At 46.9% G+C, this 17,470-nt stretch carries 16 protein-coding genes and 1 tRNA gene; 9 read left to right on the top strand and 8 right to left on the bottom strand.

What is annotated here, in order from left to right; genetic code table 11:
* Positions 1-186 precede the first annotated feature (186 nt).
* Entirely contained in the window at positions 187-2,046 is a 1,860-nt protein-coding gene (locus NOG12_RS02605; RefSeq protein ID WP_313932331.1) for a diguanylate cyclase domain-containing protein, read from the top strand.
* A 112-nt stretch (positions 2,047-2,158) separates the two neighbouring features.
* Here the strand turns inward: NOG12_RS02605 and NOG12_RS02600 are convergent.
* The 3 genes from NOG12_RS02600 to NOG12_RS02590 all read right to left on the bottom strand — a co-directional run bounded on the left by NOG12_RS02600 (position 2,159) and on the right by NOG12_RS02590 (position 4,168).
* Positions 2,159-2,235, bottom strand: a tRNA-Pro gene (locus tag NOG12_RS02600).
* 67 nt (positions 2,236-2,302) lie between these two features.
* A complete protein-coding gene (locus NOG12_RS02595; RefSeq protein WP_313932330.1) occupies positions 2,303-3,928 on the bottom strand; it encodes a DUF3413 domain-containing protein in 1,626 nt (541 codons plus the stop codon).
* A gap of 15 nt (positions 3,929-3,943) precedes the next feature.
* Positions 3,944-4,168 carry a YejL family protein gene (locus tag NOG12_RS02590; protein WP_110075029.1) on the bottom strand — a complete coding sequence of 75 codons (225 nt, stop codon included), beginning with the start codon at positions 4,166-4,168 and terminating at the stop codon, positions 3,944-3,946.
* A 71-nt stretch (positions 4,169-4,239) separates the two neighbouring features.
* Between NOG12_RS02590 and yejK the strand changes: the two genes are divergently transcribed.
* Positions 4,240-5,283 (top strand): nucleoid-associated protein YejK, encoded by a 1,044-nt coding sequence (yejK, locus tag NOG12_RS02585; protein WP_313932329.1) that lies wholly within the window; start codon positions 4,240-4,242, stop codon positions 5,281-5,283.
* Positions 5,284-5,340: 57 nt separating this feature from the next.
* Here the strand turns inward: yejK and cspD are convergent, their stop codons facing one another.
* Entirely contained in the window at positions 5,341-5,553 is a 213-nt protein-coding gene (cspD, locus tag NOG12_RS02580; RefSeq protein WP_110075031.1) for a cold shock domain-containing protein CspD, read from the bottom strand.
* A 243-nt stretch (positions 5,554-5,796) separates the two neighbouring features.
* Here cspD and clpS point away from each other — a divergent pair, with 243 nt between their 5' ends.
* The gene (clpS, locus tag NOG12_RS02575) at positions 5,797-6,111 is read left to right on the top strand and encodes an ATP-dependent Clp protease adapter ClpS (protein WP_110075032.1); all 315 of its coding nucleotides are present in this window, start codon (positions 5,797-5,799) and stop codon (positions 6,109-6,111) included.
* 39 nt (positions 6,112-6,150) lie between these two features.
* Complete coding sequence (gene clpA / locus NOG12_RS02570; protein ID WP_313932328.1) at positions 6,151-8,430, top strand: ATP-dependent Clp protease ATP-binding subunit ClpA; 2,280 nt, start codon at positions 6,151-6,153, stop codon at positions 8,428-8,430.
* 19 nt (positions 8,431-8,449) lie between these two features.
* Here the strand turns inward: clpA and infA are convergent, their stop codons facing one another.
* The 4 genes from infA to ald form a co-directional block, all read right to left on the bottom strand.
* Positions 8,450-8,668 (bottom strand): translation initiation factor IF-1, encoded by a 219-nt coding sequence (infA, locus tag NOG12_RS02565; protein WP_008489926.1) that lies wholly within the window; start codon positions 8,666-8,668, stop codon positions 8,450-8,452.
* Between the two features lie 162 nt (positions 8,669-8,830).
* Positions 8,831-9,523 (bottom strand): leucyl/phenylalanyl-tRNA--protein transferase, encoded by a 693-nt coding sequence (aat, locus tag NOG12_RS02560; protein ID WP_313932327.1) that lies wholly within the window; start codon positions 9,521-9,523, stop codon positions 8,831-8,833.
* A gap of 28 nt (positions 9,524-9,551) precedes the next feature.
* Positions 9,552-10,511 (bottom strand): thioredoxin-disulfide reductase, encoded by a 960-nt coding sequence (trxB, locus tag NOG12_RS02555; protein ID WP_110075035.1) that lies wholly within the window; start codon positions 10,509-10,511, stop codon positions 9,552-9,554.
* Positions 10,512-10,651: 140 nt separating this feature from the next.
* Positions 10,652-11,779: an alanine dehydrogenase gene (ald, locus tag NOG12_RS02550; RefSeq protein ID WP_313932326.1), complete on the bottom strand. Its 1,128-nt coding sequence runs from the start codon at positions 11,777-11,779 to the stop codon at positions 10,652-10,654.
* A gap of 142 nt (positions 11,780-11,921) precedes the next feature.
* Between ald and lrp the strand changes: the two genes are divergently transcribed.
* From lrp to crcB, 5 genes are all read left to right on the top strand, one after another.
* Positions 11,922-12,413, top strand: a complete 492-nt coding sequence (lrp, locus tag NOG12_RS02545; protein ID WP_110075037.1) for a leucine-responsive transcriptional regulator Lrp — start codon at positions 11,922-11,924, stop codon at positions 12,411-12,413.
* A gap of 127 nt (positions 12,414-12,540) precedes the next feature.
* Positions 12,541-15,063, top strand: coding sequence for a DNA translocase FtsK 4TM domain-containing protein (locus NOG12_RS02540; RefSeq protein WP_313932325.1), 2,523 nt, complete (start codon positions 12,541-12,543; stop codon positions 15,061-15,063).
* A 58-nt stretch (positions 15,064-15,121) separates the two neighbouring features.
* Positions 15,122-15,763 (top strand): outer membrane lipoprotein periplasmic chaperone LolA, encoded by a 642-nt coding sequence (gene lolA / locus NOG12_RS02535; RefSeq protein ID WP_110075039.1) that lies wholly within the window; start codon positions 15,122-15,124, stop codon positions 15,761-15,763.
* Entirely contained in the window at positions 15,750-17,090 is a 1,341-nt protein-coding gene (locus tag NOG12_RS02530; protein WP_313932388.1) for a replication-associated recombination protein A, read from the top strand. Before lolA ends, NOG12_RS02530 begins: the two co-directional genes overlap by 14 nt.
* A complete protein-coding gene (gene crcB, locus NOG12_RS02525) occupies positions 17,080-17,469 on the top strand; it encodes a fluoride efflux transporter CrcB (RefSeq protein WP_110075041.1) in 390 nt (129 codons plus the stop codon). Before NOG12_RS02530 ends, crcB begins: the two co-directional genes overlap by 11 nt.
* The last annotated feature ends 1 nt before the right edge of the window (position 17,470 follow it).

The raw sequence follows: 17,470 nt of genomic DNA, 5'->3' as shown, positions 1-17,470 counted from the left end.
TCAATTCAAGTCTTATGTGTTAGATAGCCAACGTTGAGCGACCCAACCCAGTTGGTAACAGATGCATAAGGGTTGGTTATTTATGGGGTAATTATTTCTAGCTTAGGGATATCATCATTGCCAGACCAAGGATTGCACGTAACAACAAAGGACCAAGGCAAATCCCCACCGCCTTACACGAATGCATTGTCTTTATTAAGCCGCCGAGTGATTATTGGAGTGTTAATAACGGGGATTATCGCTAGCACCAGTACCTTAATTCCGCTGTTTTTTTATTTGGATAAAACAGAAGATCGGCAGGATTTAGCTTATGCTTCTGCACAAGCTCTTGCTGTAGAGCAACAACTTACTCATTATGAACAGATAGCTCAACAGTTTGCGAGTCGCTCACAGATACGTCAGCGTTTGGCTTTGTATTTGGACCAGCAACTTGCGCTAGCTCAAGTACAACAAGAGACAGCCGCGCGGCTGGCACATGCTGTCGATTTTATTCCAACCCTAGTGGGGGTGATAAGAATTGCAGCTAATGGCACCGAGATTGCTCGAGTTGCAGGTGAATCAGGCACCACCAGCCTATTAAAGCAGGTAAATCTGAGCCAATTAAATCTACATAGAACGGACTACATCAACCTCTCTGGGCATATTTATATCAGTGTAGTAGCCCCTATTATAAGCCTTAATAATGAAATCATTGGTCATGATGTGTTGCTATTCGACCAAACTGAGATCATTGATATTTTAGAGCACTTGAATAAATTTGATGCAACCACTGAATTTAGTTTACTGCATTTAACCCGCAAAGTTGAGCTTCACTTTAGTTTGACTCCTATAGCCACTGCCGCATCAACTGAATTTAACGCGAATGTGCGCGAGCTGATTAATTCTGAAGCAGTTACAGTTGCCCATGCTTTAGTAGGCCAGCAACCTCAACTTCATAGTGGTGTATTTCATAACTTACATCATCGTCACTTTTATATTCCACTCAGCGAGTCTAATTGGGGCTTGTGGGTAACACAGCCAGAAACGTCATTGCGTGAAGAACTCTTGGTTGAGTTGCTCTGGGTAAGCGGCATAATTTTCTTGATTGTGGCGATAGGTGCCTATTTATTAAAACTTTACATGCGACCCATTATCCAGCAGCAGCAACTACAGCAGCAGCAACTACAGGCACTCAATCGGCAGCTCCAGCTAGCTGGGATGGTGTTTGAAAAGACTCATGAAGCTATTGTCATTACGGATGTGGACTTACGTATTAAGAGAGCTAATCAAGCTTTTTTGAATTTGCTTAACCTGAGCAGCAAAGAGATAAAGCAGCATTCTTTAAGTGATTTTATTGATAGCAACAAAGTCTCTCTGCGGCTTACCGAAACCGTTCGTAAACATTTACAACAACAGGATGGCTGGCAAGGCGAAATCTGGTATCGCACTGCAAAAGGCGAACCCATTGCTGCTTTGCAAACGATCACAGCGGTGCGCAATCAAGAACGCACGGTCACACAGCTTATCCATATCTTTAATGATGTAACAGCAGACCAATTAGCGGTGGAAAACATCAAACAACAGGCCCTAACAGACCCCTTAACTGGATTACCTAACCGAGCGGCTATCAACCATCAGATTACGGTGCTGTTACACAATGCACCGACACACCTAGCCGTGTTGTTTTTAGATTTGGATAAATTCAAGCCTATTAATGACACCTATGGTCACGATGTAGGGGACCAATTGTTACGTTGTATTGGACCAAGAATTAAGGCGCAACTGCGCCATCATGACGTGGTGGCGCGCATTGGTGGCGATGAGTTTGTGATTGTTCTCAATGCGCTCACTGAGCCTAAAGATGCCGAGGCTATTGCTCAGAAGCTGGTGCTCGCATTACAGCAGCCCTTTGTGCTCGAGCAGCATACGGTCACTGTTGGAGCATCGGTTGGGATAGCGCTTTATCCACAGCATGGTGAAGACTACGAAACCTTGCTCAATAAAGCCGATAATGCCATGTATCGTGCGAAAGAAAGTGGCCGCAATAGGTATTGCGTGGCGGAATGACAAGCAGCTAGGGCCGTTTGCCCCTCCACGAGCCCCTCGTATACCAACATTTCAAGGGTCTAAAAAAAAGGGCTTAAGCGTTAGCCTAAACCCTTGTTTTTATTTGATTTTTTGGTCGGCGTGATAGGATTTGAACCTACGACCCCTGACACCCCATGACAGTGCGCTACCAAGCTGCGCCACACGCCGACCGAGGGCGTTATATTACTGATAAATTCAACTTTAGCAAGCTCTGCACCGTTCAACTGCGGGTTATTTAATCAATTGCAGCCGTGTTATTATTACTGAAGCGTTTGAGCTTGCGAATACCGTCTACAAGAATAGGGGTTGCCGGAACCACCCCAGATAAAGGTTCATAAGTATCGTTGGCAAAGGTTCGAATATTAGCATCAGCTTCGATCACCGACGTCATCTGTTCTTGATAGATGACTAAATCAGTACCGTAGCTCGTCATCAATGGCAGTTTTCTCACTTTCTCGGTCATATTCACGCCCACCGAGTAACTTGCGGCCTCGTTCGCGCAGCGCATGTAGCTGTGCAACACCGAGGGCATAATATCCGATAGTAGCACCAAGGGTTGGGCTTGCCATGACAGGTTTGAACTGATCAACAAAGGCACCTGCAGGTTGTTGATGGCATAAGTCTCAGTGCCACTAGATACTGCTGGCGTTAGCCCCACAATAATGAGCTGTAGTTGTTGGTTCTGTACCTCAGTGAGTGCGATCTTAACCTGGGCTACTAATTCTGCCCATTGACCTTGGCGATAATAGAGCAGCTCGAGGCTTGCGTTAGGGTTATTCGAGGTGATGTCCGCAAGCGCAAATTCGTCATCGGCACGAAGCTCAATGCCGTAGCTCTCTAAGACGGTTAAGTAGGCCGGTGGGGTGTTGGCTTGCTGCACCGCGCGTTGATACAAATCGGGTAAGCCATAAGTTAACTCAAACAGTGCCGCGCTGACATGGGTTTGTCCGAGTACCGGCGTGGCAACGCTACTAAACTCTCGTAAGCTAGCAGCTTTTACTGGGCTGCTGGAAAGCTCCATAAGCTTAGCTGCTTGGCTGCTCGTTAGCTTATCCACGGCAATTAACAAGGTGTCGTTAGGGTTGCTCTGGCGCGAGCACATTAGCTCGTTAAGCGGGTATTGCAGATTTATATCAGCGCGGGTGCGGATCAGATTCTGGGTAATGGCTTGGCGCTCTTCCACCAACAAGCCGTGCTTGCTCATTAAGGTTTTTGCGGTAGTTGGATAAGATAACGGAAACATATCATCTTGTTTGGTTATCGGAGTGTAAAACACTGCATCTGCCCACACGTGAATACTATGACTTGCTAAAAAACAGGCGACAAAAATGCTAGCAAAGGTTGGTCCCCAATGTTTTTGTTGTAATGAATCTAGGCGCTTCCAAGCGATATTAGACAGGCCTAGCTCAAAGACCAGCAGCACCACAAAAATAAGTAGCATGCCTAAGAGAATTAAAAAACTAGCGCCGGCAAAAGCTGATTCAGCATCGCTTGCCAATTGACTGAGTGAATAGGTATTTAAATGGTAGCCGTATTGGCGATAAAACAAAGCATCAGCAACTAAAGCGATCAAGCCAAAACTAGCCACTAACGTGGCGATGCCCCGAAGCACTCGTGATATCGGAATAAAAATACAGAACGGAAAAATCAGAATGATAAAAACAATAAAGGGTAAAAAGGCAAAATGGCCAAGCCAATTTACTATCAGGTAGATAACGCCAAGTGCAGACCCTGGCGCAGCAGATGCTTCTATATATAAGGTACCAATAGCTAAGACTAAAAGAATATTAAAAAACGTAAACCAATGGCCCCAGCTTATTAAGCGAGCTATTTTGTCTCTGCGTTGTTTACGTTGCTTCATAGTAAGCTCTAGCGATTATTGTTTATTAGATGCAAGTGATTGTAACAGCACTTTACCAAATTGTTCAGCAATCTTATGCGTATCGTCGGGGTGATAACGAGCTTGAATGGTATTACTAACGGCATTCCCTAAAGTCATTAAAATAAGATCCGTAGGCGCTTGGTGTTGACTGAATACGGCTAACACGTCGTCGAGTAATTGCTGTTGTTGGTCGGCGTTGTATTTGGACACAATAGGCATAGTTTTTTGTCTCAATCTGATAGAATAGCGTCATCTTACCACAGGCACTGCAACAGAATACAAGGGTGACCATGTACGCAGAAGTAAAACATAGCATTATTCATCAGTTTTATACCAATGACGGCCAAATTGGACTGCGCGTAGCTCCAGCAACTTTACCGATTAACGATGAAGTTAGTCTCTTACTGACCGAGTTAACCGATGTATACCAAGCCAAGCCAAGCAAGGGGTACGCTAGATTTTTAAGCGCCAATGATGAGGATGCCGAGCCGCATCAGCTTAGTGAGTTTCCGCACTTACTTACGGGGTGGTTAGGTCAACAACTAGAATTTGTCGATTTTTCGCAGCAAGCCGCTAAGATTTTGCACCAGCAATTGCAGCATTACGGCATCTTAGAGGCTGGCTTTTTATTGATGGCGAGCTATACCGACCGCTGTGAAGATTATCTCGTGGTGGCTTTTTTGCCGTTTCAAGATGGCGTTACCATAGCCCCCGATTTATCGGTTGACCGTTCGTCGCAATTAGCTATCAGCAAAGTGCAATTAGCTGCCACTATTAATATCAGTGAGTGGCAGCAAGAACCGGATTCAGTCACTTACATTTCTTTTATTAAGGGACGAGTGGGGCGCAAAGTTTCAGACTTTTTTTTGGACTTTTTGGGCTGTGCCGAGGCTGCCAACCCAAAGAAACAATCGCAACACTTGGTTGAAAGTGTGCAAAAGTTCGTTCAAGAGTCGCAATTAGCTGCTGAGCAGGCAAGCCAAGTTCGTCAATCGGTGTACGACATCTGTGACAATCAATGGCAACAAGGCGAACCGGTGCGCGTTAAGGACTTGTCCGAACAGCTGCAGGCTCAAGTGCCATTGGAGCGCAGTTTTGCTGATTTTGCAGGTAGCCAAGAGCAAGCTTTGCCCGAGGAAGTTTTAACGGATCGATCCACCTTACGAAAACTGGTTAAATTTCAAGGGCAAGGTGGCGGTTTGAGTGTTGGTTTTGAACAAACTCTGTTGAATGAACGGGTTAAGTATGACCCACACACAGATACCTTAACCATTCATGGGACACCACCTAACTTACGCGATCAACTGCGGCGGTATTTTGGTATTGATAGTTAAAAAAACGCCGGTGAAAGCCGGCGTTTGTGAAGGTTTCATTATCTAACCACGGCAGGGTTATTTACCTTGAACGGGAATGATATTGGTTGCGTGTAAACCTTTAGGGCCCTGTTCTAGTTGGAATTCAACATCTTGGCCAGCTTTCAGAGTGCGGTATCCATCCATTTCAATGGTTGAATAATGCGCGAAGATATCACCTTCGCGATCTTCCGCCTCGATAAAGCCAAACCCTTTAGAGTTATTGAACCACTTCACTTTACCGGTTGCCATACTTCTACTTCCTTTATTCTGCATTTAAGATTTAGTTATTGTTAGAATGGCATCGTGAAAAAAGAAACCAGTATGCATAAGCGCAGGTCTTGAATTTCTTTTTTGTTAACGCCATGTTTTACAATAGGTGACTTTTGCGGATAGTCAAGGCGTTTTTTGTCTAGTTAGTAACCGAACAGCTTATTTTTTTAAAGTTAAGCCATTTTTTGAATTTAATACTATATATAAGAGAAAGGGTTATCGATGAGTCATCCAAATCATCATCACCAGGGTGAAGTGCATACTGAAGACAAACAGGCGTTAAAGCCACCACCCATGTATAAAGTGGTTTTACATAATGATGACTACACTCCGATGGATTTTGTGGTAGAAGTATTAATCAAGTTTTTTCGGATGGACCAGGAGCGAGCTACCGACACCATGCTGACCATTCATTACAAAGGTCGAGCCGTTTGCGGTATTTATTCAGCCGAGATAGCTGAAACGAAAGTTGCGCAGGTAAATCACTATTCGCGCGAACATCAACATCCGTTGTTATGTGGCATGGAACTAGCCTAAGCATAAGAATGTTGGGTTGTTTGGGTATAAGGAGTTGATATGTTGAACAAAGCTTTAGAAGTAACACTCAACGATGCATTTCGTTTAGCACGAGATTATCGGCATGAGTTGATGACCGTTGAACATTTACTCCTAGCATTATTGGATAATCCTGAAGCCAGCAAAGCGTTGCGCGCATGCGGTTTGGATTTCACCAAGTTTAGGCTTGAGTTATTAGGCTATGTAGAGCGCACTACACCGAGTTTTGACGATGACAGCGCGGATACCGAGACCCAACCTACCTTAGGCTTTCAGCGGGTGTTGCAACGCGCGGTGTTTCATGTGCAGTCGGCTGGTAATAGCGAAGTGACCGGTGCTAACGTTTTGGTCGCCATTTTTGGTGAGCAAGAATCTCATGGCGTGTACCTCCTGAACAAACACGACATTACGCGCCTCGATTTGGTGCATTATTTATCTCATGGGCTGACTAAACTAGAGGATGAAGCTAACAACCAAAGCGATGAGCACGGCGCTAGCGAAGCCCTTGATAATCATACCGATGAAGAACAGAGCTTTCTCAGCCGCTTTTGCAGCAACTTAAACCAACGTGCCAAAGATGGTCGTATTGATCCTTTGATTGGCCGTGAGTACGAAGTGGAACGGTGTGTTCAAGTGCTGTGTCGTCGACGCAAGAATAACCCTCTCTTGGTGGGCGAGGCTGGCGTAGGTAAAACTGCTATTGCGGAAGGTTTGGCCTACCGCATTGTGCATCATGAAGTACCAGACGTGATGGCTGATGCCGTGATCTATTCCCTTGATATGGGCGGCTTGCTAGCTGGCACCAAGTATCGCGGTGATTTTGAAAAGCGCTTTAAACAATTACTCAAAGAATTAGCCGGGCAAACTAATGCGATTCTTTTTATTGACGAAATTCATACCATTATTGGCGCCGGTGCTGCCAGCGGTGGGGTGCTAGATGCCTCGAATCTGCTCAAGCCGTTACTCTCAAACGGCGAGCTAAAATGCATAGGCTCTACGACTTATAGTGAATTTAAAAATATTTTTGAAAAAGATCGGGCGTTAGTACGTCGGTTTCAGAAAATTGATGTCAGCGAACCATCGGTGGAAGATACCACTCGCATCTTAATGGGGCTGAAAGAACGTTACGAAGAGCACCATCAAATTCGTTATACCCAACCGGCCATCAAAGCGGCTGCTGAATTAGCCGCACGTTACATTAACGACCGCCAGTTGCCAGATAAAGCTATCGATGTGCTTGATGAAGCGGGTGCCAGCCAACGGCTGTTACCTCCGTCAAAACGCAAGAAAACCATAGGCGTTGGCGATATTGAGGCGATTGTGGCTAAGATTGCCCGTATTCCAGAGCAATCGGTGTCTCGTTCAGACCAACATATTCTGAAAAATCTCGATCGAAACCTGAAGCTGGTGGTGTTTGGGCAAGACCAAGCTATTGACCAATTAACCGCAGCTATTCGACTGTCACGATCGGGCTTAGGTCATGAACAAAAACCGATTGGTTCGTTTTTGTTTGCCGGGCCAACGGGTGTTGGTAAAACTGAAGTCACGCAGCAGCTAGCTAAGGCCATGGGCATTGAGTTCTTGCGTTTCGACATGTCTGAATACATGGAACGCCATGCCGTTAGCCGGTTAATTGGTGCACCGCCGGGCTATGTAGGGTTCGAGCAAGGTGGGCTGCTGACAGATGCGGTGATAAAACATCCGCATGCGGTGTTACTGTTAGATGAAATAGAGAAAGCTCATAGCGATATCTACAACATCTTATTGCAGGTGATGGATCACGGCACCCTTACTGATAATAACGGCCGTAAAGCGGACTTTAGGAACGTTATTGTGGTGATGACCACCAATGCTGGCGTGCAAGAAACCGTACGTCAAAGTATTGGTTTTCAGCAACAAGATCATGCTCCTGATGCCATGCAAGAAATCAACCGAACCTTTTCTCCGGAATTTCGTAATCGCCTCGATAGCATCGTTTGGTTTAACCATTTGAATACCGAAGTGATTGAACAAGTCGTCGACAAGTTTATTTGTGAGCTGCAAGTGCAGTTAGACAAAAAACAAGTGTCGCTGACTCTAGATCAAGCAGCGGTGAAATGGTTAGCAGCAAAAGGCTACGATAAAGCTATGGGCGCACGGCCGATGGCTCGTGTCATTCAGGAATATCTGAAAAAGCCATTAGCTAACGAAATCCTGTTCGGCCGTTTAAGCAATGGTGGGGCAGTGGCTGTTAGTACGAAAAATGGCGAGTTAAACCTCGCCATTAGTGAGCGCGAAACCACCCCGAGTTCTGCTAGTTAAGCAGGGCTCGGTGGTGCTATTAACGAGCGCGGAAGACGATCCGACCTTTGGTTAGGTCATACGGGGTAAGCTGCACCGTGACAGTGTCACCCGTTAAAATGCGGATATAGTGCTTGCGCATTTTGCCAGAAATATGCGCAGTCACCACGTGACCATTTTCTAGCTCAACACGGAACATAGTGTTAGGTAGGGTATCTAGCACCGTACCTTGCATTTCAATACTGTCTTCTTTTGCCATTCAAATCCTCGATATTTTATCGTTTATATATGCGTTGCAGGGAATGATGAAGGTGGTTAAGAGGTTAACCGATCGCGCTGATGACATCCCCGTGCGAAAAGTGGCCAGAATTTTAGCCGCTTTTGACAATAAATGCCACTGATAATGCCGTTTAGCCATGATTTAAAGCTGAGCTTGCTGCCAAAATTGCTTGACGCTTGCACGTTGCGGCTGTGCAAGTTCAGTTAAATAAGGCGCCCGGGCCAGTTCAAAGGCACCTAAGGAAGCTGTGTGTGGATTCATGATCTGCGCATCAATAAAGCTGCCACCAGCTGCAAAAAAGGCCTGCGCAAAACGCAGCAGCGCAAATTTACTCGCATTGGTGACCCTTTGAAACATGCTTTCTGCACAAAAAAGGTTGTTGACGGCAACGCCGTATAAACCGCCGACCAACTGGCCTTGCTGCCACACCTCAATGGAGTGGGTGTGGCCTAATTGGTGCAAGTGCTGATAAGCCGTGATCATTTCGGGATGAATCCAAACCCCACGTCCAGCTTGTGCGTGTACCTCAGCACAAGCTTGGATCACCCCGACAAAATCTTGATTGATGGTGACCTGCAAGTTCGTAGTGCGGATAAATCGGCGCATCGAGCGACTAACGTGGAGGGAGGTTGGACTAAACACACAGCGCGGATCCGGGCTCCACCACAACAAGGGGTCGTCCTCGCCAAACCACGGAAAGATACCTTGTTGGTAAGCTGCGATTAAACGAGCGGAGGCAAGGTCACCACCAATGGCGAGCAAGCCATTAGGATCAGCTAGAGCAAAACGTGGTGATGGAAACCAGATAGAATCGCTTGCAAGATGTGCAATCACGTTTTGCCCTAGTCGTCTTGAACTAAACTTAGGCTTTGGTTAAGCCATCTAAATAACGTTCTGCGTCCAGCGCCGCCATACAGCCCGTGCCTGCCGAGGTAATAGCTTGGCGATAAATATGATCCATCACATCACCGGCAGCAAAGACGCCAGGTACGCTGGTAGCAGTGGCATTACCGTGGGTACCCGATTGCACGCTGATGTAACCGTCTTGCATGTCTAACTGATCGGCAAAAATACCTGTGTTTGGCTGATGGCCGATGGCAATAAAGCAGCCCATAGCCTCAATCTCACTCAAGGCACCGGTTTGAGTGTCTTTTACGCGCACTCCAGTAACGCCCATATCATCACCTAGGACTTCGTCGAGGGTCTTATGTAAATGCAAGGTCACGTTACCGTTGGCTGCTTTTTCCATTAACCGATCGACCAAGATTTTCTCAGCACGGAAGCTATCGCGACGATGGATAACATGAACTTCGCTAGCAATGTTAGCAAGATACAAAGCTTCTTCAACGGCAGTATTACCACCACCAACAACGACAACTTTCTGATTACGATAGAAGAAACCATCGCAGGTTGCGCAAGCAGAAACACCTTTACCCATAAAAGCTTGTTCTGATTCTAGGCCTAGGTATTTAGCTGACGCGCCAGTAGCTACAATCACCGCATCGGCAGTGTATTCGCCGCTATCACCGAATAACTTGAGCGGCTTCGTAGAAAAATCAACGCTATTAATGGTGTCAAAAATGATTTCTGTATTAAATTTTTCCGCGTGCTGCTGCATCCGCACCATCAAATCAGGACCTGTTAAACCTTCAGGATCACCTGGCCAATTCTCTACTTCGGTGGTGGTGGTTAATTGTCCACCTTGTTGTAAACCTGTCACTAGCACTGGGTTTAAATTGGCTCGTGCTGCATAAACCGCAGCGGTATAACCGGCTGGGCCAGAACCCAAAATGAGAAGACGACAATGTTTGGCTGTAGCCATGAAAAATGTACTCCGTTATGCGTTCAAATTATTTCTTAGGTATATGGCCTGATTGTAGAGTTTGCAACCCTAAGAAACAAGAGACCCGCAGGGTTTTCACGCTGCGGGTCTTGGCTTAATAGGTTGACAAAAGGTGAAATTTAACCAGCAACCGCCTGTTGTGGGTCTAGGTATTCCAGCCCTAATTGCGCACCTAAATCGTCGTGAATCGCTTTATAGGTGATTTTACCTTGATGCATATTCAAACCGTTCAGCAGGTGTGGATCATTCGCTAATGCTTGCAGACCTTTATTAGCTAATGCCAAACCAAATGGCAAGGTAGCATTGTTCAGGGCAATGGTGGACGTACGAGCAACGCCACCTGGCATGTTAGCCACACAATAGTGAATCACATCTTCAACCACATAGGTTGGATCTTGATGGGTCGTTGCTTTAGAGGTTTCAAAACAGCCTCCTTGGTCGATTGCTACGTCGACAACCACTGAACCTGGCTTCATGTTTTTCAGGTGTTCACGGGTTAATAACTTAGGCGCTGCGGCTCCAGGAATAAGTACCGCACCAATCACTAAATCAGCTTCACGCGAGTAGGTGTCTACCGCATCAACCGTTGAGTAGATGGTTTTCACGCGGCCAGCAAAAATGTCGTCTAACTGACGTAACCGCGGTAATGAGCGATCTAGAATAGTAACGTCAGCACCCATGCCAACAGCCATTTTAGCTGCTTGAGTACCAACCACACCGCCGCCTAAGATCAGGACTTTTGCAGGAGCTACGCCAGGCACGCCGCCAAGCAGGGTGCCGCTGCCGCCATTGGCTTTTTCAAGGTGGTGTGCACCTGCTTGAATACTCATGCGGCCAGCTACTTCACTCATCGGAGCAAGCAAAGGTAAGCCACCGTTGCGATCGGTTACAGTTTCGTAAGCGATAGCAGTTACGCCAGCTTTTGCTAACAACTCAGTTTGTACTGGGTCTGGCGCTAAGTGTAAGTAGGTATAAATAATCTGCCCCTCACGCAATTGTTCACATTCATGTGGTTGCGGTTCTTTGACCTTGATAATCATTTCAGCCTTGGCAAAGATATCTTTTGGGTCAGCAACAATAGTGGCACCGGCTTGCTCGTAATCTTCGTTGGTAAAACCAATCGCTAAGCCGCCATTTTGCTCAACCATAACTTGATGGCCATGAGCAACATACTCGCGCACTGCAGCGGGGGTTAAGCCAATGCGGTATTCGTGGTTTTTAATCTCTTTTGGTACACCGATAAGCATGGAACAAGCCTCTTTGGTTGATTCTGTAAAACAATGGATAATGGCGGGCATTATAGTAGAAAGCAGGGGTGTGTTTCGTACTTTTTTTGACGCAGAAATTAGTGTATAAATAGCATTAATATGCGCTAAATAGAGAAAAACAATGTTTAGTCCGGAAGTTCCAATAGAAATCACGGTCGACCGTATCGATCGGCGGATTCTACGCATCTTGCAAGCTGAGGGGCGTATTAGTAACGTGCATTTAGCCCAGCGGGTGGGGCTTAGCCCAACGGCTTGCAGCGAGCGGGTGCGTAAACTTGAGCGAGAAGGCGTCATTGAAAGCTATCATGCTCGGATTAATCCCGCTAAATTAGGGGCTAACTTAATGGTATTTGTAGAAATTACCTTGAGTAGAACCTCATCTGATGCGTTTGCTGATTTCAGCGCTGAGGTGCAAAAAACACCGGAAATTCTAGAATGCCACTTGGTTGCCGGTGATTTTGATTTTCTGATTAAAGCACGAGTGCCAGATATGCCTTCTTATCGCAAGTTATTGGGCGAAACTATCTTAACCATGCCAGGGGTCAATGAGTCACGTACTTACGTGGTGATGGAAGAAGTTAAAGCTGATAATAAGGTCTTGATTAAAGGTTAACAAAAGAACCCTACTAAATAGCTGAATAACCCGCACAAGCACGCTACAATAGGGGATAAAATAATTATAACGCTAAGCGCAAGGATATCGATACCATGGCAAAACAGCAGCAACCGCGAGGTCTTAAATGAGCGGTGTACAACGCATGTTGGAAGTTGGCCTTATTTTATGTGGGGCCTTTGCGGTATTTTTGTTTCTGGCGTTAGCAAGCTTTCATCCGGCCGACCCTAGTTGGTCGCAAACGGGATTTGAAGGCACCATTCATAATCATGCCGGCGCCATTGGCGCATGGTTTGCCGACGCTTTGCTCTTTGCCTTGGGTTATGTTGCGTATTTAATCCCCTTTGCTCTGGCTGGTTTGGGCTATTTGATGTTTCGGCAACCCCACCGTTTACTAGAGCTAGACTATTTGGCGGTAGGATTGCGCCTGATTGGTTTAGTCCTGACGCTGATCGGTGCTTCAGCCTTAGCTTCCTTAAATTTTGCTAATATTTTTTCTTTTTCTGCCGGCGGGGTAGTGGGAAACGTTATTAGCCAATCGCTGTTACCCTATTTTAATTTGATCGGCACGACCTTATTACTGTTAACTTTTCTCTGTACCGGTTTGACCTTAGTTACCGGTGTTAGTTGGATTTGGTTAGCCGATAAGTTAGGTGAGTGGACCATTACTGCCGCATTATGGCTAGCCGCCCAAAGTCAGCGCGGCTGGGCTTGGGCGATGATGAAGTTACAAGGTCAAGCGCAACAGCGCAAGCAACAAGCGGCAGAGCGCCAAGCGGCGCAGCGCATCATTGATACAGAAGATAGCGATACCGAACATAGTGATACCGAAAATAGCAATGAGAGCGATGCTGCGCTTAATAAGAAAAGCGCTGGCACAGCTAACAAAGCAAACCGCCGAGCGATTGACTCTCCTGTTAGTGCGCGAGTAGAGCCAGAATTAGATGAAGCATTTGACTTGCCAAGTATTCAAGCCACCGATGATCTGAGCCGATTCCAACCACCGCGCGAGCCAGTACGGGTGAATTCTGACGCGACCTCTTTGAGTACTAGTAACGCTGTGCAACCAGAACCGGACACTGAGCTTGGGGCGAATACGGCAGTACCGTCAGCCGCGGATGATGATGCTAACGAACAACCAAATCAGGGCCCGATAGATCCATTACCATCGATTGAGTTATTAGACCGTCCTAATCGCACGGGTAACCCGTTAACACCAGCTGAATTACAGCAAATCAGTGAAACCGTTGAGGCTGTATTGCAAGACTTCGGAGTGGAAGTGAAGGTTGCGAATGTTCAACCTGGCCCTGTGATCACCCGGTTTGAGCTTGATTTAGCGCCTGGTGTCAAAGTGTCTAAGATTTCAAACTTAGATAAGGATATTGCGCGCTCACTTTCGGCTATTTCGGTTCGCGTTGTCGAAGTTATTCCAGGCAAATCCTACGTCGGTTTAGAGCTTCCTAATAAATCTCGAGAAACGGTATTTTTCAGTGAAGTGATAGCCTGTGATGCTTTCCAACAAAGCCAATCTCCGCTAACCATGGTGCTAGGTAAAGGTATTTCTGGTGCGCCGGTTGTAGTTGATTTAGCTAAGATGCCGCATTTATTGGTCGCGGGTACCACCGGCTCGGGTAAATCCGTTGGTGTGAATGTAATGATTTTGAGCTTGCTGTATAAGAGCTCACCTGATGATGTCCGCTTAATCATGATCGACCCAAAAATGTTGGAGCTGTCGGTGTACGAGGGGATTCCTCATTTACTTACCGAAGTGGTCACCGACATGAAAGATGCGGCCAATGCGTTGCGTTGGTGTGTGGGAGAAATGGAGCGCCGCTACAAACTGATGTCAGCCTTGGGCGTGCGTAACTTAAAAGGTTACAATCAAAAGGTGTTAGAGGCCATTGAAGCGGGCGAACCCTTGCGCGATCCCATCTGGAAACCAGGTGACTCGATGGACGAATTACCACCTTACTTAGAGAAATTACCAAGTATTGTGGTGGTGATTGATGAGTTTGCCGACATGATGATGATTGTTGGCAAAAAAGTAGAAGAGTTGATTGCTCGTATTGCACAAAAAGCGCGGGCAGCAGGAATTCATTTGATTCTTGCAACTCAGCGTCCGTCGGTAGACGTGATTACTGGGCTCATTAAAGCAAACATTCCTACGCGTATCGCCTTTCAGGTGCAGTCTAAAATCGATTCGCGCACCATTTTGGATCAGCCCGGTGCTGATCAGCTATTAGGGCAAGGGGATATGTTGTACTTACCGCCCGGCAGCGGAGTGCCAACGCGAGTTCACGGTGCCTTTGTGGATGACCATGAAGTACATGCGGTGGTCGCTGATTGGAAGAAACGCGGTAAACCTAATTACTTGGATGAAATTCTCAAGGGCGGCTTAGATGAAGACAACCTGTTGCCTGGCGAACAATTAGACATGGGTGATGAAGAAAGTGACCCTCTTTATGACGAAGCAGTCGCTTTTGTGACTGAAACACGTCGGGTATCCGTCTCTAGCGTGCAGCGCAAATTCAGAATTGGTTACAATCGGGCGGCACGAATTGTGGAACAAATGGAAGTAAGTGGGGTCGTTAGTAGTGCCGGCAACAATGGCCAGCGTGACGTTATTGCGCCGCGTGCTCCGCGCGATTAAGGCTTGTTAGCTAAACATTGCTATTGCTGGTCTCACTTAATAAGACAGAAGGTAAAAAATGACGTTTAAAACCCTAGTAGCTTACTCAGTTGGTATCTTTGCGTTAGCGCAGCAAGCGCTGCAGCCGGTTGCGGCCAACGATGCCGATCGTGATGCTCTGTTAGAGCGCCTAGCGCAAGTATCCACACTCGAAGCAGACTTTAGTCAGCAAGTTACCGATATGAACGGCGATTTGGTGCAGCAATTACATGGTCGCATGGCGCTCGCACGTCCTAATTATCTGTATTGGCAAACCGATGCTCCTGATGAAACCCTGATGGTCGCTGATGGCATCAATTTATGGTACTACAATCCCTTTGTTGAACAGGTTACTGTCTATCAACAAGCTGAAGCAGTGGAGCAAAGTCCGTTATTATTGTTGCTTGATGCTGATGCTACAGCTTGGGCAAATTATGACGTTAAAATGGCTGACAACAGTTTTGCGTTACAACCAAATGACCAAGCGCAGAGCCCGCAAAGTTTGCAGTTGGTGTTTGCCGGTGCGGATCTGAAGGCCCCACTGAGCCGAATCATTCTAGATGACGGGCAAGGCCAAATGAGTACCATTGAGCTAACCAACGTGAAGCTTAATGGTGCGGTCGCCAAGCAATTATTTACCTTTAAAGTGCCGGCTGGAGTAGATGTGGATGACCAACGCTAACCAGCGCTTGGCGTTCGACCCTGATTTTCGGCCATTAGCGGCACGGATGCGACCTCGGCGTTTGGCTGAGTACATCGGCCAAGAGCATTTGTTAGCGCCAGAAAAACCGCTCTATCAGGCGATCAGCAAGGGCCTGTTACACTCGATGATTTTGTGGGGGCCACCTGGTACCGGCAAAACCACCTTAGCTGAGCTGGTGGCAACCAGTGGCGCTGCCCAATTAGATAGAATCAGTGCCGTAACTGCTGGGGTGAAAGATATTCGCCAAGCCATAGAAACGGCCAAGCAGCGAGCTTTGCAACGGCAACAGCGCACGGTATTGTTTGTAGACGAAGTACATCGCTTTAATAAAAGCCAACAAGATGCCTTTTTACCTCACATAGAAGATGGCACCATCATTTTCGTGGGGGCCACCACTGAAAACCCGGCGTTCGAACTCAACAACGCGCTGCTGTCGCGGACCCGCATTTACCGATTGCAGAGTCTGGATGAAGAGGCTATTAAAAAAGTCATCATGCAGGCCTTAACCGATCCTGAACGCGGTTTGGGTGAACGCCACTTACGGCTCAGCGACGATGCGTTACAGTATTTATTGCATGCTGCGGCTGGGGATGCACGGCGTGCCCTGAATTACTTAGAAATTAGTGCCGATGCGACCACCGAGTCTGAACTGAGCTTAGCCTTAGTCAAGGAGGCTGTCGGTGGGCGGCAAGCAAGCTTTGATAAGCAGGGTGATGCTTATTATGAGTTGCTTTCAGCTTTGCATAAATCAGTTCGCGGCTCTTCTGCTGATGGCGCACTCTACTGGTATGCTAGGATTTTGCATGGCGGTGGCGACCCTTTGATCGTCGCACGACGTGTCCTTGCGATTGCCTCTGAAGACATCGGCAACGCCGACCCGCGTGCGCTACAGTTGGCTTTAAATGCTTGGGATACCTTTACCCGAGTAGGCCCAGCCGAGGGCGAGCGGGCGATTGCGCAAGCTTTGATTTATTGTGCCTTAGCGCCCAAGAGTAATGCTGTCTATCAAGCTTTTAACCAAGCCAAGCAACTGGCGGCAGATTATCCAGATTTAGCTGTACCTAAGCATTTAACCAATGCACCCACAGCGTTGCATAAAGCTGATGGCTACGGTGCAGATTATCGTTATGCCCATGACTATCCACAAGCGATTGTTCCAGGTGAACGTTATTTGCCTGCAGTACTTGCCAATCAACAGCTTTATCGCCCTAACGACCGCGGCTTAGAGCAGCAACTAAAAGCTAAACTAGAGTGGTTGCGTGAACAAGATCAACGTAGCAATTGGCGACGCAGTGATGTTGACTAACTGGGTTTGGGTAGGCTTAGGCGGCGCCATCGGTGCTATGGCTCGGTATGGGGTAGGGTTACTGTTGCCACATATCCTTGGTAAAACGTTCCCTTTCGCAACACTTACCGTTAACATATTGGGGTCATTCTTGTTGGCAATGCTGCTGGTGTGGCAACAACAGCAAAGCATTCATCAGTCTTGGTGGCTCTTTCTAGGAGTCGGGTTGCTCGGTGCTTTTACTACTTTTTCAACTTTCTCGGTAGAAGTTGTGCAGCTTGCCCAACAAGGCGAACTACTTAAAGCTGCGATTCATGCAGCTGCTAATTTTATTTGTTGTCTGGCGGCAGTGCTGATAGCGCTGTGGCTAAAACCTTATTATTTAAATATCTGGGATTAAC

It is taken from the genome of Pseudidiomarina fusca (genome assembly GCF_032227045.1).
In the GTDB taxonomy this organism is placed as follows: domain Bacteria; phylum Pseudomonadota; class Gammaproteobacteria; order Enterobacterales; family Alteromonadaceae; genus Pseudidiomarina; species Pseudidiomarina fusca.
The sequence above is the reverse complement of the archived record's forward strand: the minus strand, read 5'-3'. Positions and strand labels throughout refer to the sequence as shown.

Excerpts from the sequence above, each read along its gene's own strand:
- NOG12_RS02595 (WP_313932330.1), bottom strand. The coding sequence starts at position 3,928 with ATGAAGCAACGTAAACAACGCAGAGACAAAATAGCTCGCTTAATAAGC.
- NOG12_RS02590 (WP_110075029.1), bottom strand. The coding sequence starts at position 4,168 with ATGCCTATTGTGTCCAAATACAACGCCGACCAACAACAGCAATTACTC.
- yejK (WP_313932329.1), top strand. The coding sequence starts at position 4,240 with ATGTACGCAGAAGTAAAACATAGCATTATTCATCAGTTTTATACCAAT.
- cspD (WP_110075031.1), bottom strand. The coding sequence starts at position 5,553 with ATGGCAACCGGTAAAGTGAAGTGGTTCAATAACTCTAAAGGGTTTGGC.
- clpS (WP_110075032.1), top strand. The coding sequence starts at position 5,797 with ATGAGTCATCCAAATCATCATCACCAGGGTGAAGTGCATACTGAAGAC.
- clpA (WP_313932328.1), top strand. The coding sequence starts at position 6,151 with ATGTTGAACAAAGCTTTAGAAGTAACACTCAACGATGCATTTCGTTTA.
- infA (WP_008489926.1), bottom strand. The coding sequence starts at position 8,668 with ATGGCAAAAGAAGACAGTATTGAAATGCAAGGTACGGTGCTAGATACC.
- trxB (WP_110075035.1), bottom strand. The coding sequence starts at position 10,511 with ATGGCTACAGCCAAACATTGTCGTCTTCTCATTTTGGGTTCTGGCCCA.
- ald (WP_313932326.1), bottom strand. The coding sequence starts at position 11,779 with ATGCTTATCGGTGTACCAAAAGAGATTAAAAACCACGAATACCGCATT.
- lrp (WP_110075037.1), top strand. The coding sequence starts at position 11,922 with ATGTTTAGTCCGGAAGTTCCAATAGAAATCACGGTCGACCGTATCGAT.
- NOG12_RS02540 (WP_313932325.1), top strand. The coding sequence starts at position 12,541 with ATGAGCGGTGTACAACGCATGTTGGAAGTTGGCCTTATTTTATGTGGG.
- lolA (WP_110075039.1), top strand. The coding sequence starts at position 15,122 with ATGACGTTTAAAACCCTAGTAGCTTACTCAGTTGGTATCTTTGCGTTA.
- NOG12_RS02530 (WP_313932388.1), top strand. The coding sequence starts at position 15,750 with ATGACCAACGCTAACCAGCGCTTGGCGTTCGACCCTGATTTTCGGCCA.
- crcB (WP_110075041.1), top strand. The coding sequence starts at position 17,080 with ATGTTGACTAACTGGGTTTGGGTAGGCTTAGGCGGCGCCATCGGTGCT.